Annotated in this window: 17 protein-coding genes; 7 read left to right on the top strand and 10 right to left on the bottom strand. The window is 63.1% G+C overall.

Annotated features, from left to right (window positions below):
* Window positions 1–147: 147 nt before the first annotated feature.
* Window positions 148–2,343: a hybrid sensor histidine kinase/response regulator family protein gene (locus NCR93_RS18260; RefSeq protein ID WP_008353016.1), complete on the top strand. Its 2,196-nt coding sequence runs from the start codon at window positions 148–150 to the stop codon at window positions 2,341–2,343.
* 27 nt (window positions 2,344–2,370) lie between these two features.
* On the opposite strand, the gene NCR93_RS18255 is transcribed toward NCR93_RS18260, so the two are convergent.
* From NCR93_RS18255 to NCR93_RS18245, 3 genes are read right to left on the bottom strand one after another with little or no spacing between them, the layout of a single operon-like run.
* A complete protein-coding gene (locus NCR93_RS18255) occupies window positions 2,371–2,838 on the bottom strand; it encodes a hypothetical protein (RefSeq protein ID WP_175979473.1) in 468 nt (155 codons plus the stop codon).
* Window positions 2,839–4,158, bottom strand: a complete 1,320-nt coding sequence (locus tag NCR93_RS18250) for a PQQ-dependent sugar dehydrogenase (RefSeq protein WP_175979472.1) — start codon at window positions 4,156–4,158, stop codon at window positions 2,839–2,841.
* A gap of 22 nt (window positions 4,159–4,180) precedes the next feature.
* Complete coding sequence (locus NCR93_RS18245) at window positions 4,181–4,348, bottom strand: hypothetical protein (RefSeq protein ID WP_175979471.1); 168 nt, start codon at window positions 4,346–4,348, stop codon at window positions 4,181–4,183.
* Window positions 4,349–4,525: 177 nt separating this feature from the next.
* On the opposite strand from NCR93_RS18245, the gene NCR93_RS18240 reads away from it, so the two are divergent.
* A complete protein-coding gene (locus NCR93_RS18240; protein ID WP_167561849.1) occupies window positions 4,526–4,687 on the top strand; it encodes a hypothetical protein in 162 nt (53 codons plus the stop codon).
* Window positions 4,688–4,753: 66 nt separating this feature from the next.
* On the opposite strand, the gene NCR93_RS18235 is transcribed toward NCR93_RS18240, so the two are convergent.
* Genes NCR93_RS18235 through NCR93_RS18225 form a run of 3 tightly spaced genes read right to left on the bottom strand, consistent with a single transcriptional unit; the run spans window position 4,754 to window position 7,341 of the window.
* The gene (locus tag NCR93_RS18235) at window positions 4,754–5,134 is read right to left on the bottom strand and encodes a DUF3175 domain-containing protein (protein ID WP_175979470.1); all 381 of its coding nucleotides are present in this window, start codon (window positions 5,132–5,134) and stop codon (window positions 4,754–4,756) included.
* 16 nt (window positions 5,135–5,150) lie between these two features.
* Window positions 5,151–5,768, bottom strand: a complete 618-nt coding sequence (locus NCR93_RS18230; RefSeq protein ID WP_008353025.1) for a UdgX family uracil-DNA binding protein — start codon at window positions 5,766–5,768, stop codon at window positions 5,151–5,153.
* A 10-nt stretch (window positions 5,769–5,778) separates the two neighbouring features.
* Window positions 5,779–7,341, bottom strand: a complete 1,563-nt coding sequence (locus NCR93_RS18225) for an FAD-dependent oxidoreductase (protein ID WP_250532270.1) — start codon at window positions 7,339–7,341, stop codon at window positions 5,779–5,781.
* A 201-nt stretch (window positions 7,342–7,542) separates the two neighbouring features.
* On the opposite strand from NCR93_RS18225, the gene NCR93_RS18220 reads away from it, so the two are divergent.
* Window positions 7,543–8,949, top strand: a complete 1,407-nt coding sequence (locus NCR93_RS18220) for a cytochrome c peroxidase (RefSeq protein ID WP_175979468.1) — start codon at window positions 7,543–7,545, stop codon at window positions 8,947–8,949.
* A 29-nt stretch (window positions 8,950–8,978) separates the two neighbouring features.
* Here the strand turns inward: NCR93_RS18220 and ehuA are convergent, their stop codons facing one another.
* The 4 genes from ehuA to ehuB are packed head-to-tail and all read right to left on the bottom strand — an operon-like array spanning window position 8,979 to window position 12,091.
* On the bottom strand, window positions 8,979–9,803 hold the full coding sequence (gene ehuA / locus NCR93_RS18215) for an ectoine/hydroxyectoine ABC transporter ATP-binding protein EhuA (RefSeq protein WP_275445878.1): 825 nt from the start codon (window positions 9,801–9,803) through the stop codon (window positions 8,979–8,981).
* Window positions 9,804–9,829: 26 nt separating this feature from the next.
* On the bottom strand, window positions 9,830–10,489 hold the full coding sequence (ehuD, locus tag NCR93_RS18210) for an ectoine/hydroxyectoine ABC transporter permease subunit EhuD (RefSeq protein ID WP_208456975.1): 660 nt from the start codon (window positions 10,487–10,489) through the stop codon (window positions 9,830–9,832).
* A 5-nt stretch (window positions 10,490–10,494) separates the two neighbouring features.
* Entirely contained in the window at window positions 10,495–11,187 is a 693-nt protein-coding gene (ehuC, locus tag NCR93_RS18205; protein ID WP_008353030.1) for an ectoine/hydroxyectoine ABC transporter permease subunit EhuC, read from the bottom strand.
* Window positions 11,188–11,236: 49 nt separating this feature from the next.
* On the bottom strand, window positions 11,237–12,091 hold the full coding sequence (ehuB, locus tag NCR93_RS18200) for an ectoine/hydroxyectoine ABC transporter substrate-binding protein EhuB (protein WP_175979466.1): 855 nt from the start codon (window positions 12,089–12,091) through the stop codon (window positions 11,237–11,239).
* Window positions 12,092–12,317: 226 nt separating this feature from the next.
* Between ehuB and ehuR the strand changes: the two genes are divergently transcribed.
* The 4 genes from ehuR (at window position 12,318) to doeA (ending at window position 17,008) form a co-directional block, all read left to right on the top strand.
* Window positions 12,318–13,715 carry a MocR-like ectoine utilization transcription factor EhuR gene (gene ehuR, locus NCR93_RS18195; RefSeq protein ID WP_175979465.1) on the top strand — a complete coding sequence of 466 codons (1,398 nt, stop codon included), beginning with the start codon at window positions 12,318–12,320 and terminating at the stop codon, window positions 13,713–13,715.
* Between the two features lie 80 nt (window positions 13,716–13,795).
* Window positions 13,796–14,761 (top strand): hydroxyectoine utilization dehydratase EutB, encoded by a 966-nt coding sequence (gene eutB, locus NCR93_RS18190; RefSeq protein WP_175979464.1) that lies wholly within the window; start codon window positions 13,796–13,798, stop codon window positions 14,759–14,761.
* 4 nt (window positions 14,762–14,765) lie between these two features.
* Window positions 14,766–15,770: a cyclodeaminase gene (locus tag NCR93_RS18185; protein ID WP_175979463.1), complete on the top strand. Its 1,005-nt coding sequence runs from the start codon at window positions 14,766–14,768 to the stop codon at window positions 15,768–15,770.
* An 11-nt stretch (window positions 15,771–15,781) separates the two neighbouring features.
* Window positions 15,782–17,008, top strand: coding sequence for an ectoine hydrolase DoeA (gene doeA, locus NCR93_RS18180; RefSeq protein ID WP_175979462.1), 1,227 nt, complete (start codon window positions 15,782–15,784; stop codon window positions 17,006–17,008).
* Window positions 17,009–17,010: the final 2 nt, after the last annotated feature.

Genomic DNA, 17,010 nt, shown 5'->3' with positions numbered 1-17,010 from the left:
GCGCCTGGCTAAATGAGAAGAAAGGCCGCCGGCGACCGATGCGCTCGCCGCGTTTAAAGAGAATGCCGGCGTTTTCTTCATTCTTCATACCGCTCCGACTCCTCGCCGGTTACGATATGCCGGTCGACTTCCTCGGAGACGCAACGCTTGGACTCCACAGAGACCGCGACATTCGATCTGCCGCTGCCTGCCCGCAATTTCGCATCGATGCGCAAGGTGCTGCTGCTCGTATTGGGCGCATCCATCGTCATTCCGGTCGCGTGCCTTTGCATCTACGGCTACTACGATCATCAGCGCCGCTTCGCCGATGCGCGGGAACTCACGGAACGCCTCACGCGCGTCGCCGACGAGCACGCGCTGAAAGTGATCGACCTCAATCAGCAACTGGAGACGCGCATCGTCGATCTGCTCGGCGATAGCGACGACGCGCTCATCAAGAGCCGCGAAGCGGAGCTGCATCGCACGCTCGACGACATGAGCGGCACGCTCGCGCAAATCGCGGCGATCTCCGTGTTCGGCGAGAAAGGCGCGCTGCTCGCCAATAGCCGGTGGTATCCCGCGCCCGCGATATCGATCGAGGATCGCGACGATTTTCAGTCCGCGCGTGCGGTGGCGCCCGTCACGTACTTTTCGTTGCCCTTGCGCGGCAAGGTGGCGCGCTCGGATGTCTTCACGACGACGATGGGACGCATCGGCCGAAACGGGAAGTTTCTGGGCGTCGTGTCGATTGCGTTGAAGCGCGACTACCTCACCGATTTTTATCGCGAACTCGCGGCGGGCGACAAGGCGGTCGTCATCGGGCTTTATCGGCGCGACGGCAATATCCTCGCGCGCTTTCCGGCCGCCATGGAGAGCAGGCAACCCGCGACCAATACGCCCTTTACCGCCGCGTTTCGCAACAACGAGCTTTACGGCAGCATGCGTCTTCGTTCGACCGTCGATCACGTCGATCGCTTGCTCGCGTTCAGACGCGTGGGCGACTATCCGCTCTATGTGTCGACGGGCTATGCGGCCTCCGCTGTTCTCGCTCGCTGGCGCAATCACCTTGCGCTCGTCGCGACGATCGCGCTCGTGCCGTGCATCGCGGTGTGGCTGCTGATCCTGTTCTCGATCCGCCGGCTCAATGCCGAGCAGGCCGCATGGGAACGCTGGCAGGCCGAAGTCGCGACGCGCCTTTCCGTCGAGGCGTCGAGCCGGCAATTGCGGCGCATGGGCGCGCTCGGCAATCTCGTCGCGAACGTCGCGCACGACTTCAACAATCTGCTGATGGTCGTCGGCTCGAACATGGAGCTTGCCCGACACAAGCGCTTCAACGACGTCGAAAGCGAAGTGCTCGCGGTGGAACGTGCCACGGCCGGGGCCGAATCGCTCGCGCGGCGGCTGATGAGCGTCGCGCGCAAGCAGCCGCTGAAACGCGAGCTCGTCGATCCCGCCGACTGGCTGCGAAGCGTGCTCGATCTCGTGAAGAAATCGGTGCATCCGTCCGTCGCGGTGACGCTGGAGTTATCGCCCGATCTGTGGCGCGTCATGGCCGATCGGGTCGAACTGGAGATCGCGCTCGTGAACGTCGCGGTGAATGCGAGCGATGCGATGCCGCACGGCGGGCGCGTGCTGATCCGTTGCCAGAACGCGCGCGTGCGCGGCGCGGAAACGGATATTCCCGATGGCGAATACGTGCTCGTCTCGATCACCGACAACGGCGAAGGCATGACCGAGCAAGTGCAGCGCCGCGCGTTCGAGCCGCTCTTCACGACGAAGCAGCGCGGCGCGGGCACGGGCCTCGGCCTCACGCAGGTGCTCGCCGCGTGCGAGCAGGCGGGCGGCACGGCGCGCATCACGAGCGTGGCGGGATCGGGCACGACCGTGCGCCTCTATTTGCCGCGCCATCATGGTCCGGCACCGAAGGAATCGAAGGCCTATGTGCCGCCCGATGTCGAGACGCCGCCGATCGTGCCCGTATCCGATGAAGAAGACGAGCCGTTGCGCGGCACGTCGGTGCTGCTCGTGGAAGACAACGCGGATGTCGCGGCGGGCGTGACGGCGGTGCTCGAAGTGCTCGGCTGCGCGGTGCATCACGAAGAAAGCGCCGATGCCGCGTTCGCGCTATTGGGCGAAGGTTATGGATTCGATCTCGTGTTGTCGGATGTGCAGATGCCGGGCCGCATGAACGGCATCGATCTGGCCGAGCAGATCATGTCGCGTTTGCCATCGCAGAAGCTCGTGCTGATGACGGGTTATGCCGATGAACTCGAACGCGCGAAGCATCTCGGCGTGCCCATTCTCGCGAAGCCATTCGACATGGACGATCTGCTCGATCTCATCGCGCCGGGCGTGCCGCATTGATCGCGACAGGCGCGTGCCGTGATGCCGCTACTTGCGCACGGCACGCGCGCCGACGAGCGGATTGAACGCCGCGCGCTTCGGCTCGGCTTCTTCTTCCGTGTTCTTCTTCGCGGCGCGCGCCTTCGCGCGCGGCGGTGACGGGTCGCCGCCCAGTTGAGTCAGGAGATCTTCGTCGTCCTCGGCTTGCGCTTCGTCCTGTTGCATCTCGCGCGCGCCGCCCGCGAGATGCTCGACCACGGAGATGAAGTCCTTGCGTGCGTTCTTCAACGCACGTCCCGGCATCATCACGAGCACGACGGCTTCGTGCACCGTATGGCCATCGACGGTTTGCAGCGTGCCATCTTCGTTCCAGTCGATGCTGCTATTCGCGTAAGCCGCGACGACGTGATGCAGCACCGCAGGCGACATCACGCCCGCATCGTAAAGCCCGACGATCTGCTTTTCCGCGAGCGCGAAGAGACCCGGCGCGCCGCGTGCCGACTTTCGCGCGGCCATTTATTTCGCGGCGGGCGCGACCCGCCACACCGTATTGCCGATATCGTCGGCGACGAGCAATGCGCCTTTGCCATCGATCGCCACGCCGACAGGACGGCCGAGCGCATGACCATCCGACGACAGAAAGCCCGTCAGAATATCTTCGGGCGGTCCTGAAGGCTTGCCATTGTCGAAGGGCACGAAGATCACCTTGTAGCCGCTTCTCGGCTTGCGATTCCACGAACCATGCTGACCGATGAACGCGCCATTTCGATAGCGTTGCGCAAATGCGGTGCCGTCATAAAACGCGAGACCGAGCGAAGCGGTGTGCGCGCCGATCGCATAGTCCGGCGCGATCGCCGATTGCACGAGATCCGCGCGTTGCGGCTTCACGCGATCATCGACATGCTGACCGTAATAGCTGTATGGCCAGCCATAGAAAGCGCCGTCTTTCACGGAGGTCAGATAGTCCGGCACGAGGTCGTTGCCGAGTTCGTCGCGCTCGTTGACCACGGTCCAGAGCGCGCCGCTCTGCGGCTGCCACGCCATGCCGTTCGGATTGCGCAAGCCCCTCGCGAAGAGGCGCGACTGCTTCGATTCGATATCGACTTCCATGATCGCCGCGCGGCCGTTCTCCGCGTCGATGCCGTTCTCCGCCGCATTGCTGTTCGAGCCGACCGTCACGTAGAGCTTCCTTCCGTCGCGGCTCGCGATGATGTTCTTCGTCCAGTGATGGTTGATATCGCCGGCAGGCAAGTCGATGAACTTCTCGCCCGGCGTCGTGATTTGCGTCGTGCCGTTTTCGTACTTGAAGCGCAGGATCGCGTCGGTATCCGCGACGTAGAGATCGTCGCCGACGAGCGCCATGCCGAACGGCGAATGCAGCTTGTCGATGAACACGCTGCGCGTTTCAGCGATTCCGTCGCCATCGGCATCGCGCAGCAGCATGATGCGGTCCGGGCTTGGAACGGCCGCGCCCGCGCGCTTCATCACCTTCTTCATGACGAAGCCTTTGATGCCGGCGTTTTCGTCGTGCTTCGCGGGCGCATTGCTTTCGGCGACGAGCACGTCGCCATTGGGCAGCGTCGCAAGCCAGCGCGGATGTTCGAGCCCCGTGCCGAACGCGGTCACATCGAAACCCTCGGGCGCGATGGGTTTTTGTCCCTGCGCCCAAGGTTTGGCAGGCGCGATGTTCACCGTCGGCATCATCGCTCTGCGCGGTGCGGGCAGCGTCGGGTTCGGGCCAAAGTCGTTCGCGTAATCGTCGGCGATGGCCGCGCCGCTCGCGAGCAACAACGCGAGCGCGACCGTGCCTGCCAGATGGCTCGGATGCGTTTTCAAACGTGACTCCTGAAACGTCGATTCAACCGCCGCCGATGCCTTGCGTCACCTTGCCCGTTCCGCCGCACGTCTTGCAGTCGGCGCCTTCGAGCTTGCCCGAGCCGTTGCAGTCCGGACAGATGTCTTCGCCGGTACCGGGCGCGCCGGGCTCGGCTTCATCGCCGGGATTGAGAGGAGGTTCTTGCGCCATTGCTGTCTCCTTTGAGCGGGTCGCATCGTCTTTTAGCGGGAGCAAGAGACGTTCCTCGTGACGTTGCGAAGCGTCCGCATCATGCGGACGTCCGTTCTGGTACGCGCGATGCTCGCATTATCGTGCGGCGCAAGCCGCGGCTTTTAACCTACGCGATGACTTAGCCAGGAGGGCTTCATGAGCGGAAATCAAAAGCAAACGGGCAATCAGCCATCGACGCCCAAGCAGCACGGCCAGCAAGACCGGTCGCCGGGGCAACCGCAACAGGATCAGCAGAGCGGTCAGCAGCAGCAGAATCAGCCGTTGCCACAGCATCAGGGCGGTCAGCGGCAACCCTGATCTTCATGGAGAAGCGGTAGCCACGCAACGCGCGCGGCCTCGTTCCGACGAGGCCCCGCGGACGTTTCAGGGCTTGCGTCCGAACGCTTCGCGCAAGCGTGTTTTCGCGCGTTCCAGCGTGCTCTTGCGCGACTTCGGCAGATTGCGCCCCGCGCGATTGATGTAGAAGTTCAGCATCGACATTGCCGATTGAAACGGCGAGCCCTTGCGGCGGGTGCTGCGCGTCGACGAGCGCTTGAGCGAATCGGCGATTTCCTGCGCGTTGCCGGTCTTGAAGATGTCGCGCTGAATATCCATTGCATCGCTCGTTTCCATCACATGATGCGACCAGCGATGCGTCGTGCGCTCCGGCTTCTTGCGGACGCTCGCAAGCGAATGCCGCTGGCGCGTGCTGGGCCGCTTGCCGCTATTCTTCTTTTTCGCTGCTGACTTTGCGCTCGTTGTCATAGTCATTCCCTCAACGCTATTTCCGATGACGCGCGACGAGCCGATGTGCATCGCGCAACGCTTCGACGATTGCCTTGTATGCACGCTCGCGTGTCTCCGGATCGGGCGCGCGCAACGCGAACGAAGGATGATAGGTCGCGACGATCGCATGTCCCTCGTGTTCGAGCGCGTGCCCCATCGAGGCCTGCAGGGTCGCCTTCGAATCGCGCAACACGGACTTGAGCGCAGTCGAGCCGAGCGCGACGATCACTTTCGGCGCAACATCGCCTGTCTCGCGATCGAGCCAGTAATGGCAGGCATCGATCTCGCGCTGCGCAGGCGTCTTGTGCAGACGCCGCTTGCCGCGCGGTTCCCACTTGAAGTGCTTGACCGCGTTCGTTACATACACCTCCTTGCGCGCGACGCCCGCTTCTTCGAGCGCGCGATCGAGCATCGCGCCGGCAGGCCCGACGAACGGCTTGCCCTGCAAGTCTTCCTGATCGCCCGGCTGCTCGCCGACGATCATGATCGGCGCATGACGCGGACCGTTGCCCGGCACCGCTTGCGTCGCGTGTTCCCAGAGCGCGCAACGCCGGCATTCGTCGAGCGATGCGGGCGTCTGTTGCGGGTCGATATCGGCGCGTTTCGTGGCCATGTTCGCGCGCTCAGGCGTTGGCGATGCGACGTGCGTCTTCGAGCGTGAGCGGCTCGCGCATCGCTTCGGCGAGACGGCACACGGCGGCGTCGTGTTCGCACGCGACCACCGCGCCCACGCGTCCATCCTTCATCAGATACGCGATGAAATGCTGCGCTTCGAGATCGCCGTCTATTTCGATGCTGTCGGGCTCGCTGACATGTCCAAGATAGTCGAAGGTCTTCTCGTAGTGATAGGTCCAGAAGTAAGGAACGCCGACATACGTGCGTGCGCTGCCCGCCATGTTGTACGCGGCGACGCGCGCATGTTGCTGCGCGACACGCCAATGCTCGATGCGCACGCGCTGGTCCGAGCGCGGCAACGGAAAGCGCGCGATATCGCCGGCGGCATAGAGCGCGGGCGCGGCGAGCATGGACGTGTCCACATCGATGCCGCCATCGTCCGCGAGCTCGACGTCCGCAAGAAACGACGTGGCGGGATCGACGCCCGTGCCCGCGAGCACGACATCGGCTGCGATCTTCTCGCCGGAATCGAGGGTCACTTCGCTCACCGCGTTGCCGCCCCTCAAAGTGCTTACGCGTGCATTCATATGAAACGTCACACCGTTCTTCTCGTGCAGCTTTCTGAACATCTCGCCGATGCGCTCGCCGAATTGCTTCGCGAACGGCACCTTGCCCGGCGCGACGATGGTCACGTCGACGTTTCGCTTCCTCAGACATGAAGCCGCCTCGAGCCCGATGAAACTCGCCCCGACGATCACCGCGCGCTTGTGCTGTTCGAGCGATCCGAGGATCGCACGCGCATCGTCGCGAGTGCGCAGCAGATGTACATGCGCGAGGTTTGCGCCGGGCGTCGTGAGCGGCTTCGGCACGCCGCCGGTGCAGACGAGCGCGGCGTCGTAATCGATCTTGTGCCCGTTTGCGAGTTCGACGCGCCGGTTCTTCGCGTCGAGATGAACGGCAGGCGATTCGTTGCGTTCGATGTCGTGCTTCGCGAAGAAATCGTCGTCGAGCAGGGGCGGAACGTCGTCGGGTGGCATGTCGCCCGCGAGCGTGAACTTGCTGAGCGAGGTGCGATCGTACGGCTCGCGCGCGTCGCCGCCGACCAACACGATGCGTCCGCCGAAACCGGCTTCGCGCAACGCCGAACAAGCGGCCGCGCCCGCCGCGCCCGCGCCCACGATGAGCATGGTCCGGCTATCGTTGATCTGCTTCTGCGATACGTCGCCGCTCTCCACGGGTTGCGCGGACACATACACATCGCCGTCCTTGAGCATCGCTTCATAGCGCGTCAACGCCTTCAAAGGCGGCGGCTCGACGAGACTGCCGTCGCCGACATCGAACGTGCCTTTGTGCCACGGACACACGATGCGTCCGTTGCAAATCGCGCCTTCGTCGAGCGGCCCGCCCGCATGCGGGCATTTGGCGGTGTACGCGCGCACATTCTCTCCGTCGCGCACGAGGAGGATCGGAATGTCCTTCGCGTCCTTGTCTTCGCTCTTGACGCACACGCGCGTGCCGCGCCCGGCGGACAGATCCGCGAAACGCGCGACTTTATGCAGGGTGGGGGGCATCGCACTCTCCGGTGGTCATCGAATGAGCGGGAAGCAATAAACGGTCCTCGACGCTCATGCGACGCCATGGCGCACGGCATTCGACGCCACGCATCAAGCGCGACAAGTTGTCCGGGAAAGAACGTTGACGGCTCTCAACCACGATTCCGGCCGCGTTCGTTAGCATCGCTAGCCAACTAATTCGAAAGCTAGAGCCAGTCGATGTCAAACATGTTGAAGAAGTCGTTGTTAGCGGTCGCGGGGGTCGTCATTGCAGGATATCTGGGCATGTCGGGTTATGCGTATCTGCACGACACGGCGTATGCGAGCAAGGCCGCAGAAGGACCGGTGTCGTCGGCGCAAGCGGGTTCCATTCGCAACGTGCTGAACCGCAACGCATGCTATTACTGCCATTCGACGAAGGCCGAATTGCCGTCGTATTCGACATGGCCTGGCATCGCGCAGTTATCGAAGCATGACGTCGAGAAAGGGCTGCGTCATTTCCGTATCGACGCGCTGTACAACGCTCTCGAAGACGGCACGCCCGCGCCTGAAGCCGATATCGCCAAGCTCGAAACAGTCGTGAAAGACGGCACGATGCCGCCCGCTGCGTTCCGCGCCGTGCACTGGAGCACGGGCCTGACGCAGGATGATCGCGACATGCTGCTCGAATGGATCGCCGATGTCCGCAAAGCGAACTATGCGACGCACGGCGTAAGCGACGAATTCGCGAACGAGCCGGTGCAGCCCTTGCCGGCATCGCTGCCCGTCGATGCGCGCAAGGTCGCGCTCGGCATGCGCCTGTTCCACGATCCGCGCCTGTCGTCTGACAATTCGATCTCCTGTGCGAGCTGTCATGGCCTCGGAACCGGCGGCGTCGACAACCGCAAGCTATCGCTCGGCGTGGGCGGTCAACTCGGCGGCGTGAACGCGCCGACCGTGTTCAACGCGGCGCTGAATCACGCGCAGTTCTGGGACGGACGTGCCGCGACGCTGCAGGATCAGGCGGGCGGGCCGCCGCTGAATCCGGTCGAGATGGCTTCGGTTTCGTGGGATCAGATCATCGGGAAGCTGAACAAGGATGCGGAGTTCACGCGCGCCTTCACGAGTGTGTATGAACGCGGCTGGTCGGGCGACGACATCACGGACGCCATCGCCGAATTCGAAAAGACCTTGCTCACGCCGAGCCGTTTCGACGCTTATCTTCGCGGCGACAAGACCGCACTCAACGAGCAGGAATTGCGCGGCTATCAGCTATTCAAGGCGAACCGTTGCGCGACCTGTCACGTCGGCGCGAATCTCGGCGGCCAGTCGTATGAACGGATGGGACTTGCCGGCGATTACTTCGCGGCGCGCGGCGTTGCATTGACGGATGCGGACAAAGGCCGAGCGAACGTGACACGCGATCCGGGCGATCTGCATCGCTTCAAGGTGCCGGGACTGCGCAACGTCGCGCTGACCGCGCCGTATTTCCACGACGGCAACGTGAACGACCTGCATCAGGCCGTTCGCGACATGGCGAAGTACGAAGTGGGAACGAAGCTATCGGAAGCGGATGTCGAGTCGATCGTCGCGTTCCTCAAGGCACTCACGGGAACCTATACGCCGCTGGCGGCGAGCACGCAGTAAGCCGCACCCGCGCCGCGCGCAGCAACGAATCAAAGCGCCTCGGTCACCGCACGCAGGAACTGCCGCGTGCGCTCATGCTGCGGTGCGCTGAAGAACTGCTGCGGCGGCGCCTGTTCGATGATCTTGCCTTGCGAGAAGAAACACACGCGATCGGCGAACTCTTTCGCGAAGCCCATCTGGTGCGTGACCATCAGCATCGTCAGGTTGTGTTCTTCGCCGAGACGGCGAATCACGTTGAGCACTTCGCCGCATAGTTCGGGATCGAGCGCGGATGTCACTTCGTCGAACAGCATGATCTTCGGCCGCATGGCGAGCGCTCGCGCAATCGCGACGCGCTGCTGCTGTCCACCCGACAATTGCGACGGGTAATGCTCGCACTTCTCCGCGAGGCCGACGAGCGACAGCAGTTCGCGCGCGCGCTCGGTCGCTTCCTTCTTCGACAATCCGAGCACGCTCATTGGCGCTTCGATCGTATTCGCGAGCGCGGTCATGTGTGGAAAGAGATTGAAGCTCTGAAACACCATGCCGATCTTGCTGCGAACCTGACGAACATGCCGCGGCGATGCGGGCACGAGCTTGCCGCCGCGCATTTCGTGCGTGAGCGGCTGCCCGTCCACTTCGATGACGCCATCGGTCAGCGGATCGAGCGTCATCAGTACGCGCAATAGCGTGGACTTGCCCGAGCCGCTCGGCCCGATGATCGCCACCTTCTCGTTCGGCGCGACATCGAGATCGAGGCCGTCGAGCACGGTCAGCGCGCCGTAGCGTTTGGTGACGTTGCGAAAGCGCACCATCGGCGTGTTCGCGCTGGCGTCGGCTGCGCGGCCGAGCGCGGGGTCGAAATCCCGTTTCATCTGCTGCTCCTGGTATTGAGTCGCGGTCATGGCAGCCTCACGCGCCGTTCGATATGACGCACGCCCGAAGCGAACGTCACGCTGATGATGAGAAAGAAGATTCCGGTCATCGTAATCGGCTCGAGATAGCGAAAGGTCTCGGAGCCGATGTTCTTCGCCTGCTGCATCAGTTCGACGACGGTGATCGCGGAGAGCACCGGCGTGTCCTTGAACATCGCAACAAGGTAGTTGCCGAGCGCGGGAATCACCGGGCGGATCGCTTGCGGCAGAATCACGCCGGTATAGGTGCGCCACGGCCGGAGCGACAGCGCGCACGATGCTTCCCATTGTCCGCGTGCAACGCCGTTGAGTCCCGCGCGATACACCTCGGACACGTAGCATGCGTAATGGACCGCGATGCCGAGCGTGCCCGCCGTCAACGCCGACATCGTGAAGCCGTAAAGCGGCGCGACATAGAAGAGCACGTACACCTGAATCAACAGCGGCGTGCTGCGTATGAACTCGATGAAGAACGCAGTCGTCTTCGCGAGCGGCGCGAAATCGCTGCGCCGCATGATGGCGAGAACGAGGCCGAGCACGAGCGCGATGGCGAACCCGACGAGCGTGATGCCGATCGTATAAGTCGCCGCGCGCGCGAGTTCCGGCAGGATGTGCAGCGCGTATTTCACATCGAAGAGTTGACCCAGCGACGTCATGATGCGGCCCCCGGTAAGGTGCGGCTCGCGCGACGGATCGCGACATGACTGCTCACGCGCCGCTCGAACACGCGCATCACGGCGACGATCACCTGCGCGAGCACGAAGTAGATGAGCAGCGTGAGCCCGAAGATTTCCGCTGTCTTGAAGGTCGCTTCGTCGAGCTGGCGCGCGCGGAACGTGAGATCCGACAGCGTGATCAGCGAGACGAGCGATGTGCCCTTCAACAGTTCGATCATCAGATTCGTCGCGGGCGGCAGCGCGTTGATCATCGCCTGCGGAAGCACGATGCGACGCAGCCGCGCCGTGGCCGGCATGTTCAGCGCGAGCGCCGCTTCGTACTGTCCGCCCGGCACCGAACGCAGCGCGCCGCGCAGAATCTCGGAGCCATACGCGCCGTAGTGCAACCCGAGCCCGACGATGGCGACCGTGAAGGGCGTCAGTTGCACGTTGAACGGCGGCAGCGGCAGCACGAAGAAGAGCCAGAACAACTGCACGAGCAGCGAAGTGCCGCGAAACACTTCGACATACACGTTGCCGATCCATCGCACGACACGGTATGGCGCGGCGCGCAACGCCGTCGCGACGCCCGCCATGACGATCGCAAGCAGGATGCTGATGAAGGCGATCTGGATCGTGACGAGCGTGCCCTTCATCATCAAGGGCAGAAGCTCACGGAGGTCACTCATGACGGTTCCTCGCTAGTAGATGAAGCTGCGCGTCGCGATGCATCGATGCTCAACCGGCGCACAGTTCCGGCGCTTTCTTCGCTGTCACGTTGGACTTGTCGAAGCCGAAGGGCGCGACCGTCTTCAGATGATCGTCGGTGCCGAGCCACTGATGCAGCTCCTTGTTGACGGCGTCGCGCAGATCGGTGTCTTCGGGTCGGAACGCGAGCGCGCCATAGCCTGTGTGCTTCGGATCGTCGTTGAACTGCTTGATCGCCTCGACCGACGAGCCGCCTTTTTCGGCGAGGCCCTTCATCGTCAATGCGGTGCCGACAGCCGCGTCGGCGCGACGCGCGCGCACGGCCTGCAATTGCGCGGTCGTGTCCGGAACCTGAAGAATCTGGTCGTCCTTGATGCCCGCCGCGCGCGCATAACCGAGTTCCGCCGTACCTGCCATCACAGCAAGCTTCGTGTCCGGCTGCTTCGCGACATCGGCATAGCTGTGCAGGTTCTTCGGATTGCCCTTCATCGTCAGCAGCGTGTCGGGAATCTGATATTGCGGATCGGCGAACGCCACTTGCTTGCAACGCTCGGGCGTGATGTACATGCCCGCTGCAATCACGTCGAAGCGGCCGGCTTTGAGGCCCGGAATCAATGCGCCCCATTCGGTCAGCACCGCATCGACCTTCTTCACGCCGAGCTTGGCGAACACCTTCTTCGCGATCTCGGGCGATTCGCCGGTTACGGTGCCATCGGGCGTCGTGTAGGCGAAGGGCGTTTCGTTCGCATAGCCGATACGCACCTCGCCGGTGCGCTGGATGCGCTGCAAGGTGGTTTCCGCGTTCGCGCTCGTGGCATAGGCGGCAAGACTCGCTGCCGCGACGCACGCCGCCGCCAGCATTCCAGACAGTCGCTTCGTGTTCATATCGTTCCCGTAGTAATGGTTCTTCAAGCGTGGTCGAGTGGGGCGGCGCTGCATGTGAGAGACCGAGGAAAACCCTTACTCCAAGGGGCTTTGGAGTCACTCGCCGCATAGCCACCGACGCAGAATACAAAGCCATATATTTGTTCCGATTGCTCTAGGACAATTATTTTCGCGCGCGCTTTTGGGCCACTATTGCGCATGGAACCAGGCATGCGAGGAACAGCAAGTGAATGAAAGATGGCGCGACGCCGTGCGTACCGTGCAGGGCGTGCAGTCGAAGTACAAGCGGCTCGTCAAGGCGATGGCCGCCGATATAGAAAGCGGCGCGCTCGCATCGGGCGCACGGTTGCCGCCGCAACGCGAAGTCGCCGCCGATCTCGCGATCAGCGTGCAGACCGTCACCAATGCCTACAAGGAACTCGAACGGCAAGGGCTGATTCGATGCGAGGTCGGACGCGGGAGCTTCGTCAGCGCGCGCGTGACCGAAACGATGTCCAATTACATGCTCGACACCGCCGAGCGCTCGGTCGTCGATTTCTCGATCGCGCGCATCGTCCATACGCCCGAGCATGACGCGATGTGGCGCAAGGTCTGCGCGACGCTTTCGACCATCGACGATCAGCCGTGGATACGCGCGTTCCGGCCGATTGCGGGCTTCGACAGTCATCGACAGGCGGGCGTGGAATGGCTCGCTTCGCTCAACATGCCCGCGAAGGTCGAGACGCTGCTCGTCACCAACGGCGTCGCGCATAGCATCTTCCTTGCGCTGGCGAGCATCGTCGGGCCGGGCGATACGGTGCTGTGCGAAAGCCTCACCGATCACGGCGTAATCGGATCGGCGAACGTGTTGGGGTTTACGCTCAAAGGTCTTGAGATCGACGAGCACGGCATTCGCCCTGAGCACTTCGAGGAAGTCTGCGACAGCGAACGCGTGAGCGCGCTCGTCTGCACGCCGACGCTCAACAATCCCACGGTCGCGATGATGCCCGACTCGCGCCGCCGCGCGATTGCGCGCATCGCGGAACGCTATGGCGTCTATGTGATCGAGGACGATGTCTATGGCGCGTTGCCCGCGAAAACGCAGACGCCTATCGCGAGCCTCATTCCGGAACTCGCTTTCTACTGCACGAGCATGACCAAGTCCGTATTGAGCGGCTTGCGCACGGGCTTCATGACGGTGCCGCGGCGTCTTGCGTTGCGTGCGGAAAGCGTGCTGCGCGTCAGTTGCTGGATGGCGACGTCGCCCATCGCGGAAGTCACCGCGCGCTGGATCACGGATGGCACCGCGCAACGTCTCGTGGAGATTCAGCGCGAGCGGCTCGCGGCACGCCAGGGCGTCGTGCGCGAAGTGCTCGGCGAATACGTGCTCGGCAGTCATCCGAACGCGCTTTCGGTATGGCTGCGTGTGCCCGACGAATGGGAAGCGGAGCGCATCACGCGTGAATTGCGCAATCGCAATATCGCCGTGACGTCGCCGGATCCGTTTCTCGTGCGCGGCGCGGACCGGCCCAATGCGGTGCGGCTATGCGTGGGCGCGGAAGTCGGCGAAAGCACGTTTCGCAGCGCGGTCGAAACGATGCGCGAAGTTTTCGGTCAGTACCCGCATGTGCATGACTTCAACTAAATGAACTAGGACAATCGAAAACGATTTTTTAGGACATTAGACTGAGTTGCATGGTTAGCTCAAACGCAATTCAGCCGCACATGTCCGCACTCACGCTCGCCGATGTCTACCGCGCCCGCCAGCGCATCGAAGGCCGCGCGCTCGTCACGCCGCTGGTTCATTCGCTGTCGCTCTCGCGCATCGCGGGCGTGCCCGTTCATCTGAAGCTCGAAACGCTGCAACCTACGGGCAGCTTCAAACTGCGCGGCGCGACCAATGCGCTCGCACAGATCGCGGAGCAAGGCTGCAAGCGTGTCGTCACCGCATCGACGGGCAATCATGGCCGCGCGGTTGCACACGCGGCACGCGCGCTCGGCATCGAAGCTGCAGTGTGCATGTCGTCGCTCGTGCCGAAGAACAAGGTCGATGCGGTGGCCGCGCTCGGCGCGCGTGTCGTCATCGTCGGCAAGAGTCAGGACGATGCACAGGTCGAAGCGCAACGTCTCGTGCGCGAAGAAGGCTATGCATTCGTGCCGCCCTTCGACGACGAACGCGTGATCGCGGGGCAAGCCACCATCGGCCTTGAAATTCTCGAAGCGCTGCCCGATGCGGCGAGCATCGTCGTGCCCTTGTCGGGCGGCGGCTTATTCAGCGGCGTCGCGTTCGCGGCGAAAAGCATTCGTGCCGACGTGAAGATGATCGGCGTGTCGATGGAACGCGGCGCTGCGATGCATGCGAGTCTCGCGGCAGGCAAGCCGGTGTTCGTCGATGAACTCGAAACACTCGCCGATTCGCTCGGCGGCGGCATCGGCCTCGATAACAGACATACGTTCGCGATGACGCGCGATCTCATCGACGATGTCGTGCTGCTCGATGAAGTGTCGATCGCGCGCGGCATCGTGCACGCGTATCGCGAAGAGCGGCTCGTTGTAGAAGGCGCGGCGGCGGTCGGCATCGCGGCTTTGCTCGACGGCGCGATTAGAGCCGCGAACGGACCGATCGTCATCGTCGTGAGCGGCAGCAACATCGATATCGCAACGCATCGTCGACTCATCGGAGCGGCCTGAACCCATGTCCAACATCGATACCTCCACCGTGCTGCTCGGGCAGGCGCAATTGCGCAAGCTCGTGCCGCTCGACCTCGACGCGATCGAGCAAGTCGAAGCCGCGTTCAAGTCGCTCGCGACCGAAGCCGTCGCAATGCCGCCGATCCTGCGTCTCGACATTCCCGAGCACGCCGGCGAAGTCGACGTGAAAACCGCTTATTTGCCGCGCTTTCCGAGCTTCGCGATCAAGGTGAGCCCTGGCTTCTTCAACAATCCGTCGCTCGGACTTCCGAGCCTCAATGGCCTGATGCTCGTGCTGTCCGCGCGCACCGGTCTCACGGAAGCCGTGTTGCTCGACAACGGTTATCTCACCGCCGTGCGTACCGCTGCGGCGGGCGCGGTTGCATCGCGCTGGCTCGCGCGCAAGGATGCGAAGCGCGTCGCGATTATCGGCGCGGGCGAGCAGGCGCGTCTGCAATTGAAGGCGTTGCGGCTCGTGCGCGACATCGGGCATGTGACCGTATGGGCGCGCGATCCGAAGAGCGCGCAGCAGTTCGCGCGTGACTGCGAAGACTTGCCATGCGATGTCGCCGACAGCGTGAACCAGGCGTTGAAGCACGCCGATATCGCCATCACGACGACGCCGAGCCGCGAGCCATTGATACACGCACGCGATCTGCATCCGGGCTTGCATATCACCGCGATGGGATCGGATGCGGAGCACAAGAATGAAATCGCTCCGGACGTGTTCGCCAAAGCGCGCTATGTGTGCGACCGCCTTCAGCAAGTGCGCGTGCTCGGCGAGCTGCATCATGCGATCGAAGCGGGCGTGACGGATGCTGATGCATCTTTTGCCGAGCTTGGCGAAGTCATCGCGCAACAGGCTCAAGGCCGTATGAGCGATGACGAGATCACCGTCTGCGATCTGACCGGCACCGGCGCGCAAGACACCGCGATCGCGACGCTCGCCATTCAGCGAGCGCGCGCGGCACAGGCAGGAACCATTTTCCACAACGATGTGACCGCTTGATAGAGGGGACGATGTCCGAAATCACGCAACAGAAGAAGCTGGATGAACGTGGGGCGCCCGTGGTACGCCTGCCGTTCGAACGCAGCGAGTACGACGCGCGAATCGCGAAGACACGGCGCGCGATGGAGAAAGCGGGCATCGATCTGATGATCGTGACCGACCCGACCAACATGGCGTGGCTCACCGGTTACGACGGCTGGTCGTTCTACGTGCATCAATGCGTGCTGCTCGCGATGCACGGCGATCCGGTCTGGTACGGCCGCGGCCAGGACGCGAACGGCGCGAAGCGCACGGTGTTCATGTCGCACGACGATATCGTCGGCTACCCGGATCACTATGTGCAGTCGCAGGTGCGCCATCCGATGGATTATCTGTCATCCGAAGTAATTGCCGTGCGTGGCTGGGACACGTTGCGCATCGGCGTGGAGATGGACAACTATTACTTCAGCGCGAAGGCGTATGCGTCGCTGACGAAGCATCTGCCGAACGCGAAGTTCGTCGATGCGACCGCGCTCGTCAACTGGCAGCGCGCAGTGAAGTCGAAGCGCGAGATCGAGTACATGCGCGTCGCGGCGCGCATCGTCGAGAAGATGCATGCGCGCATTCTCGACACGGTCGAGCCGGGCATGAAGAAGAGCGATCTCGTCGCGCAGATTTATGAAGCGGGCATCACGGGCGTCGAAGGTTATGGCGGTGACTATCCCGCGATCGTGCCGCTATTGCCGACGGGTTCCGACGCCGCCGCGCCGCATCTCACATGGGACGACTCGACGTTCACGGCGAATGCGGGCACGTTCTTCGAAATCGCCGGATGCTTCAAGCGCTATCACTGCCCGCTCTCGCGCACGGTGTATCTCGGCCGCCCGCCGCAGCATTTCATCGAAGGCGAGAAGGCGGTCGTCGAAGGCATCGAGGCGGGTCTCGCGATGGCGAAGCCGGGCAACAAGACCGAGGACGTCGCCAATGCTTTCTTCGCGGTGTTGCGCAAGTTCGGCATCGAGAAGGATAGCCGTTGCGGTTATCCGATCGGCGCGAGCTATCCGCCGGACTGGGGCGAGCGCACGATGAGCCTGCGTCCCGGGGACCAGACCGTCCTCGAACCCGGCATGACGTTCCACTTCATGCCGGGGCTGTGGCTCGACGACTGGGGCCTCGAAATCACGGAGAGCATCCTGATTACGGACACCGGCGTCGAGACCTTCTGCAACACGCCTCGCAAATTGTTCGTGAAGGAGTAGCA

The organism is Caballeronia sp. ATUFL_F1_KS39 (assembly GCF_023630985.1).
Lineage (GTDB): Bacteria > Pseudomonadota > Gammaproteobacteria > Burkholderiales > Burkholderiaceae > Caballeronia > Caballeronia zhejiangensis.
Note: the sequence above shows the minus strand (reverse complement) of the source record. Positions and strands in the feature narration are given on the sequence as shown.

Coding starts and splice junctions, on each gene's coding strand:
- NCR93_RS18225 (WP_250532270.1), bottom strand. CDS start 7,341: ATGCCCCCCACCCTGCATAAAGTCGCGCGTTTCGCGGATCTGTCCGCC.
- ehuC (WP_008353030.1), bottom strand. CDS start 11,187: ATGAGTGACCTCCGTGAGCTTCTGCCCTTGATGATGAAGGGCACGCTC.
- NCR93_RS18230 (WP_008353025.1), bottom strand. CDS start 5,768: ATGGCCACGAAACGCGCCGATATCGACCCGCAACAGACGCCCGCATCG.
- NCR93_RS18235 (WP_175979470.1), bottom strand. CDS start 5,134: ATGACAACGAGCGCAAAGTCAGCAGCGAAAAAGAAGAATAGCGGCAAG.
- eutB (WP_175979464.1), top strand. CDS start 13,796: ATGTCCGCACTCACGCTCGCCGATGTCTACCGCGCCCGCCAGCGCATC.
- ehuA (WP_275445878.1), bottom strand. CDS start 9,803: ATGAAACGGGATTTCGACCCCGCGCTCGGCCGCGCAGCCGACGCCAGC.
- NCR93_RS18220 (WP_175979468.1), top strand. CDS start 7,543: ATGTCAAACATGTTGAAGAAGTCGTTGTTAGCGGTCGCGGGGGTCGTC.
- ehuB (WP_175979466.1), bottom strand. CDS start 12,091: ATGAACACGAAGCGACTGTCTGGAATGCTGGCGGCGGCGTGCGTCGCG.
- doeA (WP_175979462.1), top strand. CDS start 15,782: ATGTCCGAAATCACGCAACAGAAGAAGCTGGATGAACGTGGGGCGCCC.
- NCR93_RS18240 (WP_167561849.1), top strand. CDS start 4,526: ATGAGCGGAAATCAAAAGCAAACGGGCAATCAGCCATCGACGCCCAAG.
- NCR93_RS18245 (WP_175979471.1), bottom strand. CDS start 4,348: ATGGCGCAAGAACCTCCTCTCAATCCCGGCGATGAAGCCGAGCCCGGC.
- NCR93_RS18255 (WP_175979473.1), bottom strand. CDS start 2,838: ATGGCCGCGCGAAAGTCGGCACGCGGCGCGCCGGGTCTCTTCGCGCTC.
- NCR93_RS18185 (WP_175979463.1), top strand. CDS start 14,766: ATGTCCAACATCGATACCTCCACCGTGCTGCTCGGGCAGGCGCAATTG.